This window comes from Opitutaceae bacterium, assembly GCA_015075305.1.
Classification (GTDB): domain Bacteria; phylum Verrucomicrobiota; class Verrucomicrobiia; order Opitutales; family Opitutaceae; genus UBA6669.
Window position 1 is genome coordinate 1 of sequence record JABTUS010000012.1, and the last position, 22,804, is coordinate 22,804.

Sequence of the window (22,804 nt, forward strand, 5' to 3'; positions counted from 1 at the left end):
AATCCGCGGCGGCAGCAATGGCAGGAAAGCTCTGTGGCGAGTGCGGCGCGCATGCAGTCATACGCAAAGATGGCTGTGATTACTGCACGTCGTGCGGCGCCATGGGCGCCTGCGGCTGACGTCATTACGTGCCGGGCCCTTCGGGGTCCGGCCGTCTTTTCCATGTGGATTCGACCGAGTCCGCAGCGCAAAGGCAAACAAGGAAAGGAGGCAGGAAATGCAGGTGGCTGATTTTTATCTGAACGGGCGTCCCGTGGGCGCCGAATTCTGCAAACAAAACTTCATGCACTCCGCCCTCTCGCAGGGCATGCCGGAAGATGAGGCTCAATCCATTTGGGATGAGGCGCTCAACGACGATTGGCGCGGCGCCCAGGCCCGGGAATCCATGATGGAGTATGGCGTCGAGATCGTCCTGCACTGATTTCGCCTCGAACGAGGCACTTTAGCCGTCGAACGACGGACCTCTTTTCCGCGTCAAGCGGAGACACTTTGCCAACAGGCGAAGTCAAGCGATGGCGCCGCAAGCGCCGTCAATCGAAACCCCGCGGGGATAGGCATCGAACCCCGCAAGGGGAGGTGTCGCCTGCGAACATGGAGTGCACACCATGCAGCAACAGCAAATTACCTCATCCATTCTGGACGAGAAACTCGCACTGGTATCGGTGAACATTGGCATTTATGCCGGTTATCGCCGCGCTACTCGCGAGACCATCAAGCAGCTCGGCGGCAACCTTCCGGACTGCAACGCGGTGACGGAGGGCAGCATCAAGGTCTTCCCGAATGAAGCGCTCAAGGAGTTCCAGACCGTTCGCCGAGCCCTTTTCCGCAAGATCGGGGCCAAGGGCGTCAAAGCCATGGGCTCGGGCAACCTTTTTGCCGTGCCCAAGGACGCTCTGCCCGAGATAGAGCAGGCGATCAAGGAGGCCGAGGCCGACTTCGATGCCGAGCTCGTCAATCTCGACCGCGATTACGACGCGATCTTCGAACGCCATGTCGCGGGCAACCCGACGGCCGAGACGATTCTTCGCGGCCTGAAAGTGGCCAAACCGGACGCCTTGGCGAAAATGCGCTTCGGCACCAGCCTGTTCCGCATCAACCCGGTTGTCCGGGAAGGCGAGGATCCGGCCAAAGGCATCGAGGGCATCGTGGCCGGACTGGCGCGGCGCCTGTTCGAGGAAGTGGCCGCCACCATGACGGAAACGGCCGAGAGCGAGGCGATCAAGAAGGGCCGTGCAGGGCAGAAAACCCTGCGTCCCATCAAGGCGGCGGTGGCCAAAATGCGTGGGCTCGAGTTCCTCGATCCGCGCTTGGTAGGCGGCGCGGTAGGCTTCATCGGCGAAATTCTCTCGGGGCTTCCCCAGGAGGGCTACATCGAGGACGTTGGCCAGGACGATGCTTTTTCGCGGCTGGCAAAGCTGGTCGAGGCGCTCTCCGATGCCGATGACCTCATCAACGCGGCATCGCGCCACGCCAATGGGCAGCCTGCCAAGGATATCCTCTTCCCAGCGCCTGCCGTCCCGGCTCCGCAGCCGGAGATGCAGTCGGCACGAATCGAGGAGCAGGCAAAAGCGGGCATTCCCGCCAAGCCGGCCACCCGGCCTGTGCCAGCCATGACGCGGCCCGGCGGCATTCCGCTGCCTAAACTGCCCATGGCGCCAGCTGCACCCCGTGTGCGTGCTCCTGCGCGCCTGATCTAAGGGGGGGGTGAAATGACTCAGCCCTTGGTTCGCAGCGACGCCCTTTGGGCGGCGCTGCCAGCAGTAGCGGGCTTCATCACCGACAAGACTGGTATCCCGATCTACAGGGGCGCCGGCGCTTGCACGGACGGCTCGAGCATCACGCTGCCGGCCTTGCCGGACGGGCTGCTAGCCTGGAGCGAAATCGTCAAGGCTATCGCCTACCTCTACCACGAGACGGCGCACATCCTGAAAACGGACTTCGCTGACTGGCAGACCATAGCGACACCGCTGGAGCGCGCCATCATGGGCGTTCTCGAGGATATTCGCATCGAGCTCTACGCAGTGCGCAGATTCCCGGCGGCCAGGAAATATCTAGGGGATCTGGTCCGCCAGCTCGCGGAAGCGGGCATGGCGGGCAAGCAGCCTTGTTTTTGCAAGGTGGATGATCAGCACATGTCGGAAGCAGAAGTAATGCAGTGGTACATGCTCTACCGGCTGCGCCACGACATCCTCGAGCAGAAAGGCATTGCTCCGGTGCTGGAAACGGCGGCCGCGGCGATGCCCAAGAAGTTTCCAGCCGGCATGCGTATCCGCCTGGATGGATTGATGTACCAGATCGCCGACTGCGAATCCACGCGGGACGCGCTCGACCTGACCGCCGAGATCATCAAGATGATCAAGGAGGAGAAGGAGAAGGAAGATAAAAAGCAGGACAACTCTTCCGGCAAGCCTCCTTCACAACAACTGCAAGCGGGCGGGGCATCTTCTCAGGAAGCCGGCAACGGCGAGCCAGAACAGGGCCCGCAGGAAACCGGCGCAGGAGACGATGGCGCAGGCACGGCCTCTGGTTCGCAAGGGCCGGGCGCCGACGGCCTGGGCAAGCTGCTGGGCATGGGCAACGAGCAGGTAGCCCAGGATCTTGGCAGCATGCTGCAGGAGTCTTTGAACCAGATTGCTACCCAAAAATGCGGGCGCGCCACCTCGATGCCTAACGTCTGGAAGTTGCCGCTGGCCGAAAAGCCGGCGGACATTGCCGGCGTGAAGGCTTCGATCAACGCAATCCGCACCAAGACGTTGCACTGGATGCATTCGGCGGCGCAGACCGACTTGCGGCATGTCCGTTCGGGCCTGACCATCGATGCCTCAAGTCTGCACTTGGCGCCGGTAGGAGGCGATATCTTTGTTGAAGAAGACGAAGGAATCGACCTAAACGCGGCCATTTCGATCGTCATCGACAGGTCAAGCTCGATGTCGCGTCTTATCGGCAGCGCGGCACAAGCGGCGCTGGCGGCGATGCTGGCATTCGACGTGCCGGGCATCAAGACCAATGTCGCGGTGTTCCCCGTGCACGGCAATGCTAAAGGCGTTAGCGACCACAACGGCGTTGCCGTTGTTAAGCGCTGGGAGGAATCTTCGCGCAACCTGGCCAGGCGTATCTCCAGCCTGACAGCGAGCGGCGGGACGCCGATGGCCGAAGCCATACTATTTGCCGCTGCCGACGTGCTGCGCCGCGAAGAATCGTTGCGGCTGGTCATGGTCGTCACCGACGGCGAGCCAAATGACAAGGATGCTACGCGCGAGATGATCAACAAAGCGCGTGCTTCTGGCATCAACGTCGTGGGGCTGGGCATCGGCGTCGATCCATCGCCAGTGTTCGGCGAGCGCAGCGCCGCCAAGCTGGAGAGTGTGCAGCAGCTCTCCGGCGCCATGGTTCGCCTCATCAGGGCGTCCATGCAAGACAGGTAACATTCAATTCCTTCCATCCCTCCCATACCGGGGGGGGATGGGAGGTTTTTTTTAACACCACCTTGGGGGGTTGTGCTAAAAAAACACGAACTATTTACTTTAGCGAAGCAATCGAAGCAATGATTTATCATTTTGGGCATGGACATCAAGAAATTCTGGCTATGTGCGAACTGAGGTTGGTTCCAACCCTGGATTGCACAGGGCGGATCATCAGAAAAACCTGAAACGCCCCACCTGATTTGAGACGATCGAGGATATGCCAACGAAGAAGACCGCGATCTACCGCACCGACCTGCTGCCGCACCGCATGAACGCCGGCAAGGAGGCGAAGGTTTGCGCCCTCATGAAGGCCTGGCGCCAGACGGCCGTCGCCCAGGCCCGCGAACAGTGGCGCCTGGTCTTCACCACCGGCCGCCCGAGCAAGCGGCATGACGTCAGCCGCACGGGCTACGACGTGCTCGGCACCAGCTACGACCAGCTGCACTTAATCAACCGCTGGCAAGCCTGGTACGACCCGAAGGTGCTGACGATGAAGGATGGCACTCCGATTCCGCCCGAGGTGCGCCGGCTTGCCCGCACGGTCATGCGGCACGTCCTTACCCGGCATCGCAAGCCGAACCTGCGCCTGGCGGGCATGATCGTCGATCAGCGCTGCATCGCCCTGCGCCGGCGCGATATGCCGTTGTCAGCTCGTTGGATGAGCTGCGACTGCGGAAACGAAATGGACCGCGACGAAAACGCGGCTCGCAACCTTTATGCGTACCGTGAGGAACTCGAAACGCCGGAGGAAAGACGCCGAAAACGCGCAAGGAGACAGGAGCAGGGTACGGCAGCAATGCCGCTTCCGGTGCCTGTCGCTGAATGCGAATTTGAAAAGGCAAGGTGCTAAACATGCGCTTCTAAAGTAAATAACCGACAAGAGGAGGTTTTGAATAATCTGCAGTTGCACACAAACAAACGAAGAACGGATTCTGGTGTTCTGAAAACCGGCATGCAGACCTTTGGCTGCTTCGAAGTTTCGATGCCTCCGATGGATGATGCCGCGGTGGCCGCCGAACTTTCGGTTGCGCGTCTGTTGCTCGAGGAGCGCAATGCCTGCGGTCACAACAAGATGGAGCAGGGCTACGCCTTGAAATGAGCTTTGGCAGTATTCGCAAGCTGCAGCGCCATGACTCAGACAAGGCGCATCTTGTTCCTTATGCGATGTTTTGAGGACGCGCTTATTGGGGCGGTAATTGAAATCCGAAAAATCCGATGTGGGCAACCAGGATCACCATAGAAGACCCGGGCGGGTCGAAATTGTTGGCCCCACCCTGTTTGATCGAGGTTGGCGGCATCGGGCCTACTGAAATCACTACGCACGCAATCGATCAGTATCTGGATCGGTTCGAGGCAGGCGTTGTCACCAAGAGAGCTTGGTTGCGATTGACCGACATGGCGCGCGATGCCGGGCTGGTCGCAAACACGGCACGATCAGCGCTGCATGATGCGAAGCATCGTAATGCCAGTAGTTTTGCGGTAAATCAGTCAAGAGATTGCACGTTTGTGGTGATTCCTCCGTCTAGCCTCCATGATCAATATCCAAAACTTGTAACGGTATCAGATTAAATAAAGAGGATAAGTAAAAATAATAGGTCAGCATTAAATATCAATTAACCGCATTAAATCCGATGCCGTAATTATTTGTTGAGATCGGACGCTCAAGGTGTCCAATTCTAGGAATCAAGTAATGGCTCTCCGTGATCAAGTTCAAAAATAAGCTCAGAAAGCATGCGCTGCGACAGGCTGGCGGAATGCGAATTTCTATTAAAATGGCGATGGCCGTTGATTATGGCGGTGTATTTTATGGGAGACGGATGTAGCAAAGGGTTCATCAAGGTATCAGAATCGATGCTACGTCACTGGGCTACACCATAAGCAAACGGAGCGCTCGCTGAGGGCTTGGGAAGAATTGTTCGTAGCAGAAGATTGGGTTATTGCGCGCGAGACAATCGATGATTGCATTTGCAACAACAAGAATGAGTTCTGATTCAATACCGGATGATCGCATCAGACGGAAAGCACTGTTGGTTCCAGTCGCGCGGAACATTTGTGCGAAACAACGAAGGAAGGGCGACCCGCATTCTGGGAGCGGGCATAGATATTTCTGCGCAAAAGGCGTCAGAGGCACAATTAATCCGGATGATCGAGCGGTATCGCAAAATGCGCGACCAGCCTGTTTGGCGCAAACACAGCTGGAGTTGGCACATGGAATATGACATCGCGCGCGGCATCGTGACGTTCGATGGGGTCTATGCAGGGATGACCGGGCGAGGCAGTGAGGAACAGTCCGTGCCCGTCAATGATTGGCAGGCGGACTTCATCGAAAACAGCTGGGGAACGTAACAGCGAAAATAGACCAGTGCCTTTGCGAGGGCTCGAGGAATTCAATTAACCTACGCAGTTAAACATCATGCGGACGGGATTCGGCGCATGTTGTGCCGCAGCCGGCCGCGGATGGGATGGTCAGCCAGCCGGGATTATTGGGCTGCGATTGACATCACGGATCGAGAAAATCATCTGATAGGCATTTCCGCAAGCGAGAAATTCTATCGGCGGTTCTGCGAAGGGTTCCTATTGGAGCGGCGGTCGTAATAGAGAACGCTTGCACATTATAATGCACTGCAAATCTAACAGGGTACAAGAATACCGAACTTCCAAAGCCCTGGATGATTGGTTCCGCAGATGTCATCCGGGAATGCTTCGCAAATGCGGGAGTATTACGAAACAGCAGTTATAGTTAATCCTTCCGTCACGCACGCATAAACATCATCACGTGATGGATATACAAAGTGTTTGTTCTTTGCTGGAACCATGCAGGATGGGATGGATATTTGGACCTTCGCGATATAACACGTAGCAGCGCAACGCGCGGCTTCTGCAACAAGCAGAAAGAATTGCAGGAAGCAGCGGATGGAAATCGACTGCATGTCCGGTGTATTGCATTGGACAGACGGGATGTATCGGCTGCACGAAACCACTCCTCAGGAGATAAGCATTACCAAAGAGAAGTGGCTCCGGTTGTTTGAACAACTTTCCCGATTATAAGTGGGCACCGGGCGGGTTGCCGCAGGTGCAGAGTTGTCCACGGCGTCGGTCGGCGCTTGCGACGAACCGACCGACGCGGTGGGCAACTCAGGGCGCACCAGGGCGTTCATGTTACGCGGCCTGCTTTGGTGGCGCAACGCCGCCAGATATTTTCCGCCGGCGTGAGCCAGTCAGACTGCTATGAGGACGGCTCGCGTTGTACCAGTCAAGGTAGTCGGCGATGTCGGCGCGAGCCGCACTCACACTCGCGTGGCCTTGAGAATTTTCCGCTCGTACTTCACGCTGCGCCAGGCGCTCAACGAAACGTTGTCGCGCCGCGCCGCGCCCGTCCATGGACAGCTTGCAGCCACGGGCGGACGGCGCTGGCAAATTCCTCGGCCGTGATTGGCTGCCTTGGTCAGTGTTGACGATCCGGCACACAGAGCGGGCAAACGCCTGTCAATGGCTTGGCATGCACGGCTTCGGCGGTAAGCGTGTTGGACAGACGCCAGGAGAGCACCCGGCGCGAATGCCAGTCCATCACCGCCACCAGATAGACGAAGCCGCGGCGCATCGGGATGTAGGTGATGTCGGTCGCCCAGACCTGGTTGGGCCGCTCGATGGCAAGATTCCTCAGCAGTTACGGATAAACCGGGTGGGCGGAATGGCGCCGGCTGGTGTTCGGTTTCCGGTAGGGCGCCTCGATGCCCATCTTCTTCATGAGCGTCGTCACGTGCTTGCGCCCGATCTCGTGGCCTTCGCGCCTGAGCATGTCGCGCAGCATGCGGGCACCGGCGAAGGGGTACTCCAGGTGCAGCTCGTCAATGCGGCGCATGAGCGCCAGGTCTTCCGGCGAGGTTGGTTGCGGCGTGTAGTAGGCGGTGGAACGCGCCAGTTCCAGAATCCGGCATTGCCGGGCCACCGGCAGGGGGTGGTTGCGGTCGATCATCTTCTTGCGCTCAGCAGGCCCGCCTTGGTGAGCGCGCTTTCTAAAAAATCGTTCTCCAGCGCCAATTGGCCGATCTTGGCGTGCAGCGGCGCCAGATCCACCGGCTCAGGTCGCGCTCCTGCATCAAAGACTTCCGCGGCGCGCTCAAGCAGCTGCCGCTTCCATTCGGTGATCTGGTTGGGATGCAGTTCGTACTGCTCGCACAACTCTGCCATCGTCCGGTCTTCACGCAGGGCGGCCAAGGCCACGCGGGCCTTGAACGCCGGATTGTGGGTACGGCGCGTGCGCCGCCCAGATGCCTTCTTCTTCTTCAACATCAGAAACTCCTCGGTCTTGGACCCGCTTCGGTCCGTCAATATACCCAGAGTTCCCACTTATGCCGTTGTTCAAATTTGCGGAGCCACTTCTGAGCGCGCAATTCAATTCTTCCTTCCGGAATACCAGGGCATGGTTCGCGACGCCTTGCATAATGCGCAGGAGTTAGGCCTCCCCTGGGACATAAAGGCAGAAAAAATTACTGCTCGAGGAAATAGGTTTTGGGCCAGAAGTCTTGGGTACGCCGAGGTTGTTGGCGGGGTTGTGGTGCGTATTTATGGGGCCATGATGGACATCACAACCGAAATGCGTGAGCAGAAACTAGGCCGGACCGGGAACTTTAGCAAATGCGCCGTAAACTCTCGATCCAATTCAGACCAGGGAGCATCCGGGGTGTAGGCCGTGCAGAGGGAGTGCTTTCTGTTCCGATGCCGCCCAAACTTAAATCTCCCGCCGGGGATTCCCCTGAGCTTTAGCCGGTGATGAAAGGCGGGCGGCGACAGCTGTTACCGGACTCACAAGAGCAGACAGGCCGGCATTTCGAGCTTCAGCGGCACGAACGGGGACGTCCAGCCGCTGTCCGGAATGTGGTCACAAGCACAAACCGAGCGGGCGCGTCTGGGCCTGCAAGGCATGTGGTTTCACTGGTCATCGCGATCTTGTTGGCAGCATCACCGCATTACTCCGATAACCGCCAGGACTTTACCTACGATAGCCAACTCCCCCGAAGCCGCATTAGTAAGGGGATAAGGAAATGTGTCGTAAGGCACCTTCTCCGATGGATACCTTGGGTTGTCGCACGATATCTCATATTCGTCACTCGATACCATCTGGCGTATCCGACGTATTAGCCTGCCATGCCGCATCTGCAGCAAATAAACACCGTTGTCTTCCAGGTGCCGCGGAAAGCGCCAAAAAACAATCTCGTCGCCATTGCGGATGTATGGCTCCATGTGGTCACTGGAGGCTGTCAGTAAATCGATATCGTCGTAGAGCACCCCGGGGAACTTTTCGCTTAACCAGCTTTTTGTAAAAGCGATCAGCTTGCGATCCTTTTTGTCGGAATAACAGGCAATCCTTGGTAACAACACCAGTTGGTCCGCTATTTGTAAGCGCTCTGCACGCTCCAGAAGGGTGAGCTTTGAGGAGGGAGCTCCCTCATTTGCAAGGAGGCTCTCACCTCTGAGCAGATAATCAACGGAGACTCTCAAGAGAATCGCCAGTTCGAGCAATAAAGGCGCATCAGGCATTCTTTCGCCCTGCAGCCACTTTTGAGCCGCTGAAATGGAAATACGGTTCTTTAGGGCGGAAACCAGCATTGTTGCAGCGCCGTTTGTACTGGCCGGGTAGCCGCCACCATCCAATGCCTTACGCAGGTTGCTTGCAAACATCTTCCTGACGTTTTCACCCCAAGCCTCATCACTAGCAAGAGGCGCAAAAAGGAGTGGCCCGGTTTCCGGAAGGGGGGAGATACTCATAAATGAATTTTAATCCATGTATGAGGCAGGAAGAATACTGGAGCAATACACCCAAAATGTATTAACTAACATGCATTTTAATGCTTTTTCCATTTGGGAAATATAATGATGCCAGCCCGGGCGTCACGGCGGGACAATTTAACACTATGAAATAAATAAGGATAATTAGAAGTGTGACATATTTCACGAATTAGATAATGCTAAAATAATTAATTATAAAGACCTAAACAATAATAATAATGGACGCAATGTATTGACTCCCGTAAAGTAAGAATGGAAAATCAACCACCAAAGCGCTTTCTTAAAAGAGGCGGGGAAATGGATGATCTGGCTCTCATCAATCTAAAGCTCGCGGAATTCGCTGTAGGGAAGTTCAACCAAGCTCAACGCGACTATCTCACCTATCTTCCGCGGTGTATCGGGAGGCTGCGCATCGATATAAAGATGATGCGCCATCTTCTATCAGAGGAAGGCGCCAGCGCCCACAACTCGATCGAAATCATTTCGGTCAATAAAAATTACCTTCATTACCTCAGAGTTGTCTCCCTGTTGATCAAAGGGGGGCAATTCCACAGGTTGTTGGAAATCAATATTGACTGGGAAATGGCAATTGCTATTTCCAACCTGTCAGGGGCGCAAATCATGCGCCTAGCAACCCTTTACCAAGGATGTCTGGCTGATATCGATCTCGCGTTCTTCAAAGCCGACTTTGCTGCCTGCATCGCATCCCACCATGCAACGGCAGCAATAACCGGGCAGAGACCTCGTTATGCGGCCCATCCCTGAACAACTACCTGGCAACGATCCAACCTGGCGGGCCGACCTGCTCGTTCTTGCCAGGGGGCTAATCGTTTACGGCGCCAAGCCCAAAATCGTGCGTCGCTACACTGGCGTTACAAAGAAAGACACGCGCGATCTATATCTCTTGCTGCATGGCACGCCGGCCAGTTGCGGGCCAGCAACGCAAGGCAAGGCAACATTCTTCACGACGGCACGGAATGGATCCCATGGTTCCGCGACAAGCTGGAACATACAAGGCAGCATTTTTTTGCGCTGCTATCTCGATATCGCCAAACTTTCCAGCCAACCCATGAATAAGGGGTGGCTGCTGCTGCAAGCCTTCGAAGAATATAAACGCCAAACAGAAAAACTTGCCCAAAGCGCTAACATTAAGCGATTGGACATCAATCAGGCTTTCGCTTTACTGGTGCTGGCAGGCGGTACGTCAGTCGCTGAGTATGCGGACATTGGGCTCATCCACTGCAAACATTGCGACCGTGAGTACCTGGTGAACAAGACGCGAGAACTAGCCACCCAACCATGTCCATTTGAGACAATGCAGAAGACCTATAAGCGGCGCCTTGAGACCTGTATTAGCAACTACCAAAACAGGACAGTAGCCGCATAAACATCAGACCTTTCAATTCGCAAGTACAAGCGCCAAGGCTTGACCTAAACCCCACCATCCCCCCCTGCCGCATGCCCTATTAGCCGTATTTTCCATCAACAGCAGAGGCGATAATTTGCCGCATGCTGAGCATTTTATGGAAGATCCTTGGGTGGAAGCCCGATAACAACGGGCTTTCGCGATCCATAACTCCTCCCGCAGGCCCGCAGATTCCACCAGTGGGGGGGGATCCACTGGAAGATGTCCCAAGATACCCCCCCTTCGATTCAGGAATTCCACTCAAACCAATCGAGCAGATACTGCAATCGCAAAAGGAGTTGATCGAGCGAATTTACCGGGCAAGCGGCCTATCAAAAGGAGAGTACGAGCGGTTGGTACTTCCGGTAATCGAGAATTTGGCCTCGTGCATTCACCTACTGCCTGCCACTGCAATTGAGAACCATAAACTGGCAGGAGGGCTCTTTCGGTTTTCGCTGGAAATCGGGCTCAATGCCATTCAGGGGGCTAATGCATCCGTTTTTCCAATCGGCGGCGGGATAGAACGACGACATTTCACCCAACCAAGGTGGGCGCTAGCGACGTTGCACGCAGGGCTGTGTAGTCAAATCTACAGGCCGCTGTGCTCGATGACCGTGCTTGCTCAGGACGGCCGCCAATGGCAACCCTTTCTAAGCCCGCTCTATTCGTGGGGGAAAGCGGAACGCCTCGAACGATATTTCATTCGCTGGCACGAGGAATCGTCCGTCTTTAGTACACAGGGCGCAGCTGCGTTTTTGGCCAGCAGGGTTATCCCCCACGAAATCATGCAGTATTTAGCGCAAGACAATAGCGATATCGTGCCTGCCATGACAGCGGCTATCTCTGGTTCTGACACATTCGGTGCCGGCAACCCGATAGTTAGAATCATCGCACCATTGATAACGCGCGTAATCGAGGAGGATCTGAGGTCTTCATCAATGAATTACGGGCACCAGAAGCTCGGCCTCCATCTTGAGCCGCACTTGATAGATGCAATGCGCCGCCTGGCGCAATCATCATGGGCTATAAACCGCGCTGAAAGCGTTGTGCTCATCGGGGCGGAAGGAGTATTTCTTGATTGGAGCCGCGCCGCAGAAGACATTACGGAGTTGATGCGGAAGGATCATTTCGCGGGCGTTCCGCGCCATCCGGACACGCTTGCAGAGCTATTGTGCAGCGCAGGAGTTTTTATACTCAATAAAGGCCAACCATTCTGGGAAGTTGTTCGTCCTGATGCCATGCAGCCCTGTGATACAGCAGTCAAGCTGGCACACCCTGCAATAATTCTCAAGCGCGATACACGGTTGGACGAATATTTGGGGGTTCGACTACTACTGGCACAACCCGAAGAAGAGATAGGGGAGAGCGCTCAAGAAGAGACGGCGCCCAAGCCTGGGAAAAGAAAAAAGAACAAAACAGGGCAGGCGGAAGTGCAACAAGAGGAAGATCCGCGTCAAGTCAGATTGTTCGACCCATCCGAGCCTGCGCAAGCACAGGAAAAAGAAGGCAAGGAGACAGCTGCAGCAGGCAAGCCACCACAATCGGCAGGCGAACGACTTCTCGCGGCCATTAAGCCTGAGCATGCCGCGATGATCAGAGTCATCCTGGTTAAAACAAAGGAAGGTGGCCTTACCGGCCACGTTGCCGCAATTCCTAACGGGCTGGGCATTTCTCTGGAGGAACTCTCATCGCATGGCGTGCATGTGCCGTCGTTTATAGAAGATCTAAGTAATCATAAGTGGTTATGGCAGGACGCAACGAAGCCGCTACGCAACATGCATGCGGTAGAGCATGACGGAGGCCGCGATCAAATGGTAATTCTGCGCCGCGACATAGCAACCGCGCTTGGCTTCAAGGTAGCTTGATGCGCAAACAGGAGGCCGCCAAGATACTGTCGCGCATGCTTCGATTTTGCCGGCTAACAGGGGAGGCGGGGCATATCTGGGAGGACTGCCCGGCGCTTCAAAGCGTGGCATTGAAGCTGTGTTGGTATCTATCCCCGTATATTGAGTGCGGCGGGGCAAACCTGCTGGCTAGCACTCTTACCAAAGCAATCTTGGATTATCAGGCAGCGCCGGCAGAATCCAGGGCACGCGCCTTCCTTCAAGCGGTACAGGGCGGAGCGATTGCGCTGTGCGCGGTCAGGGTGTCCGCCAAGGACGATGAAGAGAGCTGGCAGATTTGGGAATGCGAGGAGCCGCTCATGGACTGGATGGAGATGATCGGTGTCAGCGCGATCCAGGTGGTCTTTCGCGAGGAGCCGATCGACGCGGGCCCTGTGATAGTACGCATGATGGGGCATGTGTGTTCTGTACGCGATTTGCGGGTGGCCGGGATGGTCATCAAATAAACACGGACTGAGGCGCACGGCATGTTACGCAAATACGAAATGGTATGGCGGCGCAACTACGAAGCCTATGCGGTTGCAGCATGGGTGGTTGCCATTGCATTGATGACGCTCATCTGGGTAACCCTGGCGCTGCCTACGTCGGCATATATGACGCTTAGCGCCATGGCTAGCGCCTTTCTGGTTATGAATCTGGCGCGCGCCTGGCGGCTCTGGGGGATTACCAGCAATCTAAGCGGCAAAGGCATCAGTTTTCTGACGGACAAGGAACTGCTGGGTAAGTTAAAGCGGGGGAAGGGGGCGGTTTGGGTTGGCCGCGGATTTGACTGGCAAGCAGTTCATTCTCAAAGGCTCTACGAACTGAAACGCGCGAATCCGGAAGTCATGTATCCGCCAGCCATTTACATGTGGGCAAAGCAATTGCTGACAGGTGAGCAAGTGGCGGCATTGTCGCAGGATTATGTCGGCGCGCCATGGATACACGGCGTCGAGCCCGATGAGCGCGATATGTATGTGCCGCTGCAAAACTTCGTCGGCAATACCCTGATCCTTGGGACCACGCGATGCGGCAAGACCAGGATGATCGAAATAATTGTCGAGCAAGCCATCATGATGGGGCACACGGTCATCATGCTGGATCCAAAGGGAGACCAGGCGCTTGAAGCATCGATCAAGGCCGCGTGCAAGGCGGCCGGGCGCGAGAACGATTTTATGCGGATTCATCTGGCCTTCCCGCGCTCGAGTATTCGCATCGATCTTCTAAAGAACTACACCAACCCGTCCGACCTGGCTTCACGCATATCGTCGCTCATGCCGGGAGGAGACAAGAGCTCGTCATTCCGGGATTTCGCTTGGGGGGTGCTCAACGCAATCATTCTTGGCATGCTCTACGTCGGGGAGAAACCAACGCTGGTACGCATCCGTGGTTATGTCGAGAACGGTATTGTTGGGCTACTGCTGCGCAGCCTGCTTATATTCATGGACTCCAACCTGGCCAGTGGATGGGAGGAGGACGTTCTGCGTTACGCCAAAACGCTCAAACAGCCGCGCGGCAGGCAAGGGGAGGAATCGGAAGTCAATGTTCGCGCGTCCGTAGGACTGTTGGTCGCATATTATTCAGAGGTGCTGCGCCAGCGCGGTCATCGCCAAGAGTGCATCGAGGCGCTGAGCACAATCTATCATCACGATAGCGCGCACTACGGAAAAATGATCGCCAACCTCCTGCCAATCCTTGCCATGCTGACAACTGGGGAATTGGGGCCGCTGCTATCCCCAGACGCGGGAGACATTACGGACTCTCGCACCATTACCGACAATCAATCACTTATCCGGTCTAAGGCGGTCCTGTACTTCGGCCTCGATTCACTTGCGAACCAGGCAATTTCTTCGGCGGTCGGGTCGATGTATCTGTCCGACATGACATCGGTGGCTGCGGCAATCTACAACTACGAGCCAGACAGGGGAGAAAGAGAAAAAATATTCCTTGTCGTCGATGAATCGAGCGAAGTAGTCAACGATCCTTACATAACGATGTTAAACAAAAGCGCGGGTGCCGGAGTAGTGAATATCGCGGCAGCACAGACGGTTCCGGATTTCGCTTCAAGATTCGAGTCGATGGATAAGGCCCGCCAGATGCTCGGTAACTTCAACAACATGGTAGCCATGCGGCTCAAGGATAAAGTCACCCAGGAATATGCCGTGGAGACTTTCGGCGAAACGATAATTCAATCCAAGCAGCGTACACACACAAGTTCAACAGGAACGAAGACAAATATTACGCATTTCACGGGGAGCATCCAGGAAAAGGTAAACGAGAAGCTCGAGGCAGTTATTCCGCCGGACACGTTCGGTAAGATGCCGAACTGGCAGTACGTGGGATCGTTTAGCGGCGGGCGCATCATCAAAGGACGGCTGCCCATTATCAAGCACGCCGCCTGACTGTACACACCATGAGCTTAGTTACCCATACTGTTGCAGGCATCCTATTCGCATTGGCGGTACTGCTGCTCAGCCCGATCATAGCTTCTGGCGAAAGTTATCGGCAGGCACTAAATAGCGAGATCGAGGAATCTGTGCGCCTTATGGGGTATGAGCACAGTCGTAATGCGGTCGATGATCTGAAAAAGCGCTACGAATTGATTGCCCGCATAACGCATCTTGAGCGTGTGGTTGATGCGATAGATAAGGGGATATCAAAACTGCCGCACCGCAACGGCAAGCTCCTTGGGGTGTTCGAACTGCAGGAAGGCGCATTTGCTAGAGCCACCGGCGGGCCGGTTTATTCCGTTTACATGATGTGCTGGCGCCTTGGTAACTATCTACTATGGGGCGGTTATGTTTTACCACTATTACTTGCGCTTGCGTTCGATGGACTAATGAAACGCAAAATACTGGCGCTCAATGAGCATTACTGGAGCCCCAGCCATTACAACATTGTTTGGCACATCATCATCACCGTACTCACTTTGGCAATAGCCTCTGTCGGAGTCGCTGTAGCCCTGCCGTCGGCTACATACCCAGCTTTGCTGGTCGGCGTAGGACTGCTGCTGCGCTCACTTATAACGCACCTACAGGTGTCCGCTTGAAAACAGCCCAATCTAGTGCGTTTTTCCGCGGGGGTTCTGCTGCACGAGGGGGGTATCGTAGATCCCTGCTAATTTAGAGGGGGACCGTCTTGCGCGTTCTGTTTTTTCTTACTTCCGTAATATGGGTATCCATCGCCTATGCCGGCGAGACGGAATCCGTAATAAAAAAACTCAAGGCCCTCTATCCAGCCACGCAGTTCGATCACGTCAAAGAAACACCGATCGCCGGCATGTTCGAGGTCAAGATGGGGGAGAACATCGCTTACGTTACCAGGAATGGTAGATATTTTTTCATTGGGGCGCTCTACGATATGCAGGACCAGGTCGATTTAACCGCGCAGGCTGTCAGCGGAAGACAAGCCTCGGCCCAGACGGCGGCGCGGACAACCGGTAAGCGCAACTCGGATATCGCTTCATTACCAGTGGATAAGGATGCAATCGTTCGTGTGCAAGGCACAGGCGCGCGCACAATCGTGCTGTTCTCCGATACGGAATGCCCGTATTGCAGACAACTCGAGCGAACCCTGGCATCTATTCAGAATGTCACGATACACACGTTTCCGGTGGCGATGTTCGGGCCGCCTGAAAACGGCGTGAGCATCTGGTGTTCGGCGGACAGGGCAAAGGCATGGAACGCGCTTATGCTCGACGGCGAGGCGCCGAGAAAAAACGCATGCCCCAATCCGCTGCAAAGGAATACCCGGCTTGCCGGCTCTCTGGGCGTCAGGGGCACGCCGGTCATGTTCAATTCAAACGGGGAAATGCTGGCCGGAGCCCAGACGAAAGAGACTATAGAGGCATGGCTCGACTTCTGATTCTTCTGTCTGTTGCGCTGACAATGCCTGCGGCTGCTCAGAATCTCGGAGCGCATGGGCAGACATACCCCGTGCAAGAACCCGACATGATCGAGATGATCGAGCGCAAGGCAAAAGCGTTCGTTGATAGCGGGCGCTATGAAAAATGGAAAAACGAGTCGATAGAGCGGGCAGGGGGCACATTTCTTTCGCCGCCTGCATCCATCGTTACGAAGGCAACGACTCGGCGGGATCGCTCATTCGACCCGACTTACGTCGTGCCCGAGGACATCACGGGCGCAACCGGACAAGTGCTTGTTGGCGCGGGGACACGATTCAATCCGCTCGATTACCAGCCACCCATCCAGCCGCTTCTATTTTTCGATTCGCGTGACCCCGCGCAAGTTGCATGGGCGGAGCGCATCATCGAGGCAGAAGGCGGCAAAGCGGTTCTTACTGCCGGAGAATGGACGGAGTTGAGTCGTCGCTGGGGGAAGCGTGTGTTCTTCGATATGGGGGGGTGGATCACGCGGCGCTTTGGCATCGAAGCCGTGCCTGCTGTCATTCGGCAAACCGGCCGCCTTCTGACAATCACCGAAGAACCGCCGTTGGCAGAAGGAGGGCAGCAATGAAAGCGCTGCTTTTCGCAATTGTTGCGTTTGCTTGTCTTGCGGCAGATACGGCCAGCGCAACTTGTTCCGGGAGATTCCCAAACCCGATCACCGATATTTGCTGGCGTTGCATGTTTCCGCTTCGTTTGGGCAACACAATCATCTGGGGCCGCGGGCAACACGATAACGATTCATCGAAGGATAGTAAGTTTGTCTGCGCATGCGGGATGAGCTGGGTGGGAATCAGCACGGGGTATTGGGAACCATCCCATCTGATAGACGTGTCAGCCGATCCGTATTGCACTCCGTCGCTAGGGGGCAAGGTTCTCTCCGATTTCGGTCTGCCGGCGGACGCCGAGGGGACCAACTCACCGCAAAGGGGGGTTACCGGGCACAGCTACACCTCATTGCACTACATCACTTACCGTTTCCCGGTGCTGGAACTCCTTCAAGTTCTTTCAGACAACCCTTGCGTTGATAGGTCGCCCTTCGACATCCTTGACTTCAGCGCAGTAAACCCAGGCTGGGTTGATGAGCAGATAGGAGCGCTCCTGAACCCAGACGCGTTCCTGTACGGGACGATCGAAGCACTTATGACAGGTGTTCCCGTGGGGGTCTGCTCCACAACGGAAACTGAGGATGAAGCATGCCTGGCGCTAAGGCGCCTCGCGCATTGGAGCGTTGGGTTCAACGGCATGACTTATCCATTGAGCGGCACAAGCGCCGGGCGGGACAGCACGATAGCTGTAACGATGAATATCGCCAAGCGCGCATTTACTGTTCAACATCGGACAATGCGCGTCTGGGGGACTTCCGGGAAGAAGGGGTTGTGCGGCTATTACCCGCAACCTTTTCTGGATGATACAGATTACAAACTGTCAATGCTTTATCCGCTTCCGCAAGCGACGCCGACATTGAATGGAAAATGCTGCCAGACATTCGGGGGGTCCACGCTGGCATGGGGCGCTGGCAGGACATGGCCAGTCAAAGGGGAAGATTTTTCCTACCTGGTGTTCAAAAAACGAGATTGCTGTCTTGCGGGAGGGAAGCTTGCCAAGTAATCGAATGCTGGCCGTGTGCATTTTAATGATGGCGGCCTCGCAATCCTTTGCCTCCGATTCGATCAATCTCGATCTTGAAGCTATCAGGCGAGCAAATCCTGTGCCGACAGATACCGCGGTGGCAGAAGAATTACGGCGCCTTCAACCCATTATCGATAAGGCCTCTGCCGCATCCCCGGCCAAGGGCAGGGAAGTACCCAGGGTACAGGCCCCCCCCCAAGCAATGCCAGCTAAACCGGCCCGAGGCACAGATGTATGGTCGCCGAAATGGCTCGCCGAACAAAACCAGGTCACGCCACAAATCGATATTAAGAAAATGCTCTCAGGAGCAAGAGTGGCCGCTGAAGGGGCGGTGAGCAGCGCGCAGAATGATGGCGAACTCTACGTATTTTTATCTCTATCCATTCCGGACAAAAAACTCAGGCAATTGATCGAGCTTGCGGCTGATTGGGGGGTAACGGCCGTATTCCGTGGGCCGATGGATGAAGAAGACATGATGGGGACGCGGATGGCGCAAAGGATCCAAAGGCTAAATCCTGCCAATGTGGGAGATATACAAATCAACCCGCCTTTGTTTCAACGCTTCTCGGTAAGCCAGGTTCCATCATATGTCCTTGAGCTTGTCTCTGAAAGGAACAAAGCGATGGATAACGGATGCGCACCGGAAGGCGTTTACGCGCGCGTCGATGGCGACGTAACGCCAGAGTACGCTTTGCGGAGAATTGGCATAAAGGGGGCCGCTCATCTAGCAAGGGCAGCCAGGCGCATTCTGGAAGCCAAGTGAGAGCAACATACCGCACCCATCGTCAAAAGGCGCTGCTGCGCATCGTCATCACCCGTCGGCTGTTTCTGGCTTGCGTGATCGTCGCCGGATTGGTCGCGCCGGCGTCTGCAAACGATGAGACAGGCATCGCGGACTGGATACGCAGCGGTGCGGAGGAGTTTCTCAAGGACATGGGGGTCAAAACACATTCCTTGCGCGACGAGGCAGTCAAGGTCAAAGAATGGCAGGAAACACTTGTGGCGGGGGCCAACCCAGAGGCGCTGGCTGAAATGCAAAGGTTGGCTCAAAGGGGACATTCGGGGGCAATAAACTTCATCGGCTGGCTGCTTGATAACGGAATGGGAGGGGTTCCGCGTGATTCAGCCAAAGCTGCGATTTATTTCAAACGAGCAGGCGAGCGGGGTGAAGACAATGGGGCCTATAACCTGGCGTTGCTAAAGGTGCATGGGCGCGGCGTCAAGAGGGCGCAACAGGAAGCCATCGATGTATTCGTGCGCCTAGACAGGAAGGGACACGAACTCGCGTCGTTCCAGCTTGGCAGACATGCCGAAATACAAGGCAAGCATGCGGATGCAGCTCGATTCTTTGCCAAGGCAAGCCTTGGCAGAAGGCATCCGTATGCGATTTTCAAATCGGGCTTTTATACCTTCACTGGCAGCGGCGCCGGGATGGGATCTCGTGACCGAAAGAGCGGGTTGATGATGATCGAGCGTGCCGCGGGGCTATGGAGCCATGAAGCTATGGCAGCGCTTGTGGAGATCCACGCGAAAGGAATATTTGTTCAAAGCAACCCAGTCGAAGCGGCAAAATGGCTAGTGCTGCTGCAGCAGAACCCCTATCTCAAAGATCGCGCGTCACTCCCAATGCTTCGCGGATCCTTTTCAATCACGACTGAACAATTTAAGCAGGCGGAGCGCAATGCAAGTATTTGGCGTGCGCATCATCCGGTAGAAGCGGCGGGAGAGCCGATGAATTATGACAGGACAGTCTATCGTTGAGCAAACGTCCAAGCTCATCCTCCGGCTACAGCCGGCCAATCACGCGCGGTAGTAGTTATCAGATGCGCCGTAAAACCCCGTCCTTCAGGGCGGGGATATAAGGCGCGGACGCTGGAAGCGGCCTTGGAAGACGAAATAAACCAGCGGCTCTGCCCTTGATTTGGTAATTTGGATCGATGCTCGTTTTGCAGTCCTACCGCTACGCAATGCACCGCGCCAAGCCACTTGAAGCGCGGTTCCGGCGCTTCGCCGGCGCGCGTCGCTGGGTGTGGAACAAGGCGCTGGCTTTGCAGTTCGATGCGCGGTCGCGCGGCGAAAAGGCCCCGCGCTATGTCGATCTGGCCAACCGGCTGCCGCGGTGGAAGCTCGAACACCCCTGGCTCAAGGAAATCCACTCCCAGGTGTTGCAGCAGGCCCTGAAGGATCTCGACCGTGCCTGGGCCAAGCGCTTCAAGGATCTGTCCGCCGTCAAGCGCGGCGAGATGCGCCCGATGGACGCCGCAGGCGAACCGTCCTTCCGGCGCTACGGCATCGGGGATTCCTTCCGCTATCCCCAGCCGAAACCGGAGCACGTCGATGCCGCCAACGGCCGCGTCTTCCTGCCGAAAATCGGCTGGGCGCGCTATCGAAACTCCCGGCGGCCCGAGGGGCAGCCCAAGCAAATCACGGTATCGCTCGATGCCGGGCGCTGGGTGGTCTCGATCACCTCGGAGGTCGAGCGGCAGGCGGGAGCCTTACCCTGCGCCGGCGAGGTCATCGGCGCCGACAGGGGCGTCACCGATACGCTGGCACTCTCGAACGGCCACCGTGTTGCCCCGCTCAATGCGCTCAAGCGGTCGGCCTACCGTCTCAAGCGCTATCAACGCGCTGTCGCTCGCAAGATCGAGGCGCAGAAGCGGGCGATGGGCCTGGACCCCAAGGCACCCTTCCCGAAGGGCGTGCGGCCGGGGAAGTCGAACCGGCAGCGGCGCGCCGAGCAGCGCGTGGCGCGCTGCCATCGCCACATCGCCAATCAGCGCCGGGACTGGCTGCACAAGGAGACGACGCAAATCGCGAACCGCGCCGCAGTCGTGGTGCTCGAAGACCTGAACATCCGCAACATGACGGCCAGCGCCAAGGGATGCGCCGAGGCGCCAGGCCGGAACGTCCGGCAGAAGGCCGGGCTCAACCGCGCAATCCTCGATCAAGGGTGGCATGCCCTGGAAGCCCTGCTGCGCTACAAGCTCGGCTGGCGCGGGGGCGAGGTGATCAAGGTCAGCCCGGCCTACACCAGTCAGAAATGTTCCTGCTGCGGGCATGTCGATGCCGCCAGCCGGAACGGAAAACACTACCTCTGCACGGCCTGCGGCCATGCGGAGGACGCCGACATCAACGCGGCGAAGAACATTCTTGCGGCGGGACTCGCCGTGCTCGCCGGCCGGACGGCCGCGCGAATGGACGTGGAGGATGCGGTGCAGCCAAGCCGGCCGATGAAGCGTCAACCTGCCAGCGCCAAGGGGGGTGCGGCATGCAATCCCTGAGCGCAGTTGGAATCCCCTTCCTTCAGGAAGGGGAGGAGGTCAAACCCGTCCTAGTGGGTTAGCGTATTCAGGCGTCGAATTCACTCGTTTAGCGGGTGTTTTTCCGGGGTAAATATACAAGGCCGCCTCGATAAACTTTTAACTGGCGCTATAAATGCGCAATTTTTACGCAGACTTTGGGTAAGGGAACGTCATGCGATTTTCAATCATGGTCCTCATCGCTGTCCTTTTTCAAGCTGCCTCGGCGTTGGCGGATTTCAGAATTGCCGAGGGGGGTAGCGACATCACGGCCGGGCCCAAGCGGAACACCACGAATGTGCTTGGCGAAATCGGGAGTAGACCATCCCATATCCAAGCGCAGAGCTTCCCCGGGGTCGAGATCCCAATCGGCGAAGCTCTCAAGCGCATTACGCCATCTGGCTGGCGGGGGTACTCGAAAGGGGCGCGGCTTGATGGAGTAGTCGGCTGGGATAGGACTGCCGAGTGGCCAGATGCCCTGGCGAAGGTTCTCGAAGACAGCGGCAACAGGGCTGTTATCGATTGGGAAAAGCAAACTATCACTGTCTATCAGGACGTTCGCAAGACGGCAGCAGCTCCAAAAAAACCGGCCCAGCCTCAACCAGGCACATTAGTTCCGACAGTATCCGGCAAATGGACCTTGCGCGCCGGGCGTGAGATAGACAGGGAGCTGGAGGGGTGGGCCAAGAAAAGCGGCTGGCAGCTGAACTGGCAAATGCAGAAGACATGGAAGGTTGCGGCCGACGCGGAATTCACGGGTGATTTTGTGACTGCGATCACGAAGGTTGTAGAGCTCCTGTATTCCGAAGGCAGGCCCATCCGGATGAAATTATGGGAGGGTAATCGCGTCGCTGACATCTACTCGTCGGACGTGAGATAAACATCGTCCTACTCCTGGCTAAAGCGGAGATTTTATGAAACGGACAATCAATATACTACTGGCGATAGCAGGCACCGTGCTTGCGAGCGGGTGCAACACGATCCCCGCTAAGGAAGGTATTGCCAAGGCGCAATCAGCGGCAGTCGAAGAAAAGACAAGAATGGCGGAATCAGCGACCACTGCGGCGGTAACGCGAACCTCGGCGCCAAAGTTGGCCGGCACCGAGATAGCCATCAAAAGCAGGACCGAGCTGCCGGGGCTTTTCAAGGATCCAGTTGTCTACATCTCGCATAGCGATGATTTGACAGGCGTACTCACCTCGCTGACGCAGCAAACCGGCATTCAAATCGTGCTTTCGCACCGCCGTCCCCAGGAAAGCAGCGGAGCGCCTACGCCATCAACAGGGGGCGCGCAACGCGAGCCATTTCCTGTCGATTGGCGAGGCGGGTCGTTAAAAGCCCTGCTTGACCATATTTCGCAAAAGATAGGGATGCATTGGCGCTATCACGATGGGCGAGTTGAAATCATCAATAACGAAACGCGCTCG

At 56.4% G+C, this 22,804-nt stretch carries 20 protein-coding genes and 2 pseudogenes; 20 read left to right on the top strand and 2 right to left on the bottom strand.

Features of this window, described 5'->3' with window-relative positions; genetic code table 11:
* The first annotated feature begins 217 nt into the window (after positions 1 to 217).
* From HS122_19315 to HS122_19340, 6 genes are all read left to right on the top strand, one after another.
* Positions 218 to 421 (top strand): hypothetical protein, encoded by a 204-nt coding sequence (locus HS122_19315; protein MBE7540546.1) that lies wholly within the window; start codon positions 218 to 220, stop codon positions 419 to 421.
* A 184-nt stretch (positions 422 to 605) separates the two neighbouring features.
* Positions 606 to 1,697 (top strand): hypothetical protein, encoded by a 1,092-nt coding sequence (locus tag HS122_19320; GenBank protein ID MBE7540547.1) that lies wholly within the window; start codon positions 606 to 608, stop codon positions 1,695 to 1,697.
* A gap of 12 nt (positions 1,698 to 1,709) precedes the next feature.
* A complete protein-coding gene (locus HS122_19325) occupies positions 1,710 to 3,425 on the top strand; it encodes a VWA domain-containing protein (GenBank protein ID MBE7540548.1) in 1,716 nt (571 codons plus the stop codon).
* A gap of 256 nt (positions 3,426 to 3,681) precedes the next feature.
* Positions 3,682 to 4,314: a hypothetical protein gene (locus tag HS122_19330; GenBank protein ID MBE7540549.1), complete on the top strand. Its 633-nt coding sequence runs from the start codon at positions 3,682 to 3,684 to the stop codon at positions 4,312 to 4,314.
* Positions 4,315 to 4,416: 102 nt separating this feature from the next.
* Entirely contained in the window at positions 4,417 to 4,563 is a 147-nt protein-coding gene (locus tag HS122_19335) for a hypothetical protein (protein MBE7540550.1), read from the top strand.
* A 902-nt stretch (positions 4,564 to 5,465) separates the two neighbouring features.
* Entirely contained in the window at positions 5,466 to 5,810 is a 345-nt protein-coding gene (locus HS122_19340; GenBank protein ID MBE7540551.1) for a hypothetical protein, read from the top strand.
* Positions 5,811 to 6,623: 813 nt separating this feature from the next.
* On the opposite strand, the pseudogene HS122_19345 reads toward HS122_19340, so the two are convergent.
* Positions 6,624 to 7,757: pseudogene (locus HS122_19345) on the bottom strand (IS3 family transposase).
* A 557-nt stretch (positions 7,758 to 8,314) separates the two neighbouring features.
* On the opposite strand from HS122_19345, the pseudogene HS122_19350 reads away from it, so the two are divergent.
* Positions 8,315 to 8,446: pseudogene (locus HS122_19350) on the top strand (transposase).
* Here the strand turns inward: HS122_19350 and HS122_19355 are convergent.
* Positions 8,427 to 9,233 (bottom strand): S24/S26 family peptidase, encoded by an 807-nt coding sequence (locus HS122_19355; GenBank protein ID MBE7540552.1) that lies wholly within the window; start codon positions 9,231 to 9,233, stop codon positions 8,427 to 8,429. The pseudogene HS122_19350 and the gene HS122_19355 sit on opposite strands and share 20 nt — an antisense overlap.
* Positions 9,234 to 9,506: 273 nt before the next feature.
* Here HS122_19355 and HS122_19360 point away from each other — a divergent pair, with 273 nt between their 5' ends.
* The 13 genes from HS122_19360 (at position 9,507) to HS122_19420 (ending at position 22,257) form a co-directional block, all read left to right on the top strand.
* A complete protein-coding gene (locus tag HS122_19360; protein MBE7540553.1) occupies positions 9,507 to 10,019 on the top strand; it encodes a hypothetical protein in 513 nt (170 codons plus the stop codon).
* The gene (locus tag HS122_19365; GenBank protein ID MBE7540554.1) at positions 10,003 to 10,641 is read left to right on the top strand and encodes a hypothetical protein; all 639 of its coding nucleotides are present in this window, start codon (positions 10,003 to 10,005) and stop codon (positions 10,639 to 10,641) included. Before HS122_19360 ends, HS122_19365 begins: the two co-directional genes overlap by 17 nt.
* Before the next feature lie 122 nt (positions 10,642 to 10,763).
* A complete protein-coding gene (locus HS122_19370) occupies positions 10,764 to 12,524 on the top strand; it encodes a TraI domain-containing protein (protein ID MBE7540555.1) in 1,761 nt (586 codons plus the stop codon).
* Complete coding sequence (locus HS122_19375; protein ID MBE7540556.1) at positions 12,524 to 13,009, top strand: hypothetical protein; 486 nt, start codon at positions 12,524 to 12,526, stop codon at positions 13,007 to 13,009. Before HS122_19370 ends, HS122_19375 begins: the two co-directional genes overlap by 1 nt.
* Positions 13,010 to 13,030: 21 nt before the next feature.
* Complete coding sequence (gene traD / locus HS122_19380) at positions 13,031 to 14,944, top strand: conjugative transfer system coupling protein TraD (protein ID MBE7540557.1); 1,914 nt, start codon at positions 13,031 to 13,033, stop codon at positions 14,942 to 14,944.
* 11 nt (positions 14,945 to 14,955) lie between these two features.
* Positions 14,956 to 15,591: a DUF4400 domain-containing protein gene (locus HS122_19385; GenBank protein MBE7540558.1), complete on the top strand. Its 636-nt coding sequence runs from the start codon at positions 14,956 to 14,958 to the stop codon at positions 15,589 to 15,591.
* Between the two features lie 89 nt (positions 15,592 to 15,680).
* The gene (locus HS122_19390; GenBank protein ID MBE7540559.1) at positions 15,681 to 16,406 is read left to right on the top strand and encodes a DsbC family protein; all 726 of its coding nucleotides are present in this window, start codon (positions 15,681 to 15,683) and stop codon (positions 16,404 to 16,406) included.
* A complete protein-coding gene (gene traW, locus HS122_19395; protein MBE7540560.1) occupies positions 16,391 to 17,017 on the top strand; it encodes a type-F conjugative transfer system protein TraW in 627 nt (208 codons plus the stop codon). Before HS122_19390 ends, traW begins: the two co-directional genes overlap by 16 nt.
* Entirely contained in the window at positions 17,014 to 18,057 is a 1,044-nt protein-coding gene (locus HS122_19400) for a TraU family protein (GenBank protein ID MBE7540561.1), read from the top strand. The genes traW and HS122_19400 overlap by 4 nt, the downstream gene beginning before the upstream one ends.
* A gap of 4 nt (positions 18,058 to 18,061) precedes the next feature.
* Positions 18,062 to 18,841: a type-F conjugative transfer system pilin assembly protein TrbC gene (gene trbC / locus HS122_19405; GenBank protein ID MBE7540562.1), complete on the top strand. Its 780-nt coding sequence runs from the start codon at positions 18,062 to 18,064 to the stop codon at positions 18,839 to 18,841.
* The gene (locus tag HS122_19410) at positions 18,838 to 19,839 is read left to right on the top strand and encodes a sel1 repeat family protein (GenBank protein ID MBE7540563.1); all 1,002 of its coding nucleotides are present in this window, start codon (positions 18,838 to 18,840) and stop codon (positions 19,837 to 19,839) included. Before trbC ends, HS122_19410 begins: the two co-directional genes overlap by 4 nt.
* 176 nt (positions 19,840 to 20,015) lie before the next feature.
* Complete coding sequence (gene tnpB, locus HS122_19415) at positions 20,016 to 21,359, top strand: IS200/IS605 family element transposase accessory protein TnpB (GenBank protein MBE7540564.1); 1,344 nt, start codon at positions 20,016 to 20,018, stop codon at positions 21,357 to 21,359.
* A 208-nt stretch (positions 21,360 to 21,567) separates the two neighbouring features.
* Positions 21,568 to 22,257: a TcpQ domain-containing protein gene (locus HS122_19420; protein MBE7540565.1), complete on the top strand. Its 690-nt coding sequence runs from the start codon at positions 21,568 to 21,570 to the stop codon at positions 22,255 to 22,257.
* Positions 22,258 to 22,804: the final 547 nt, after the last annotated feature.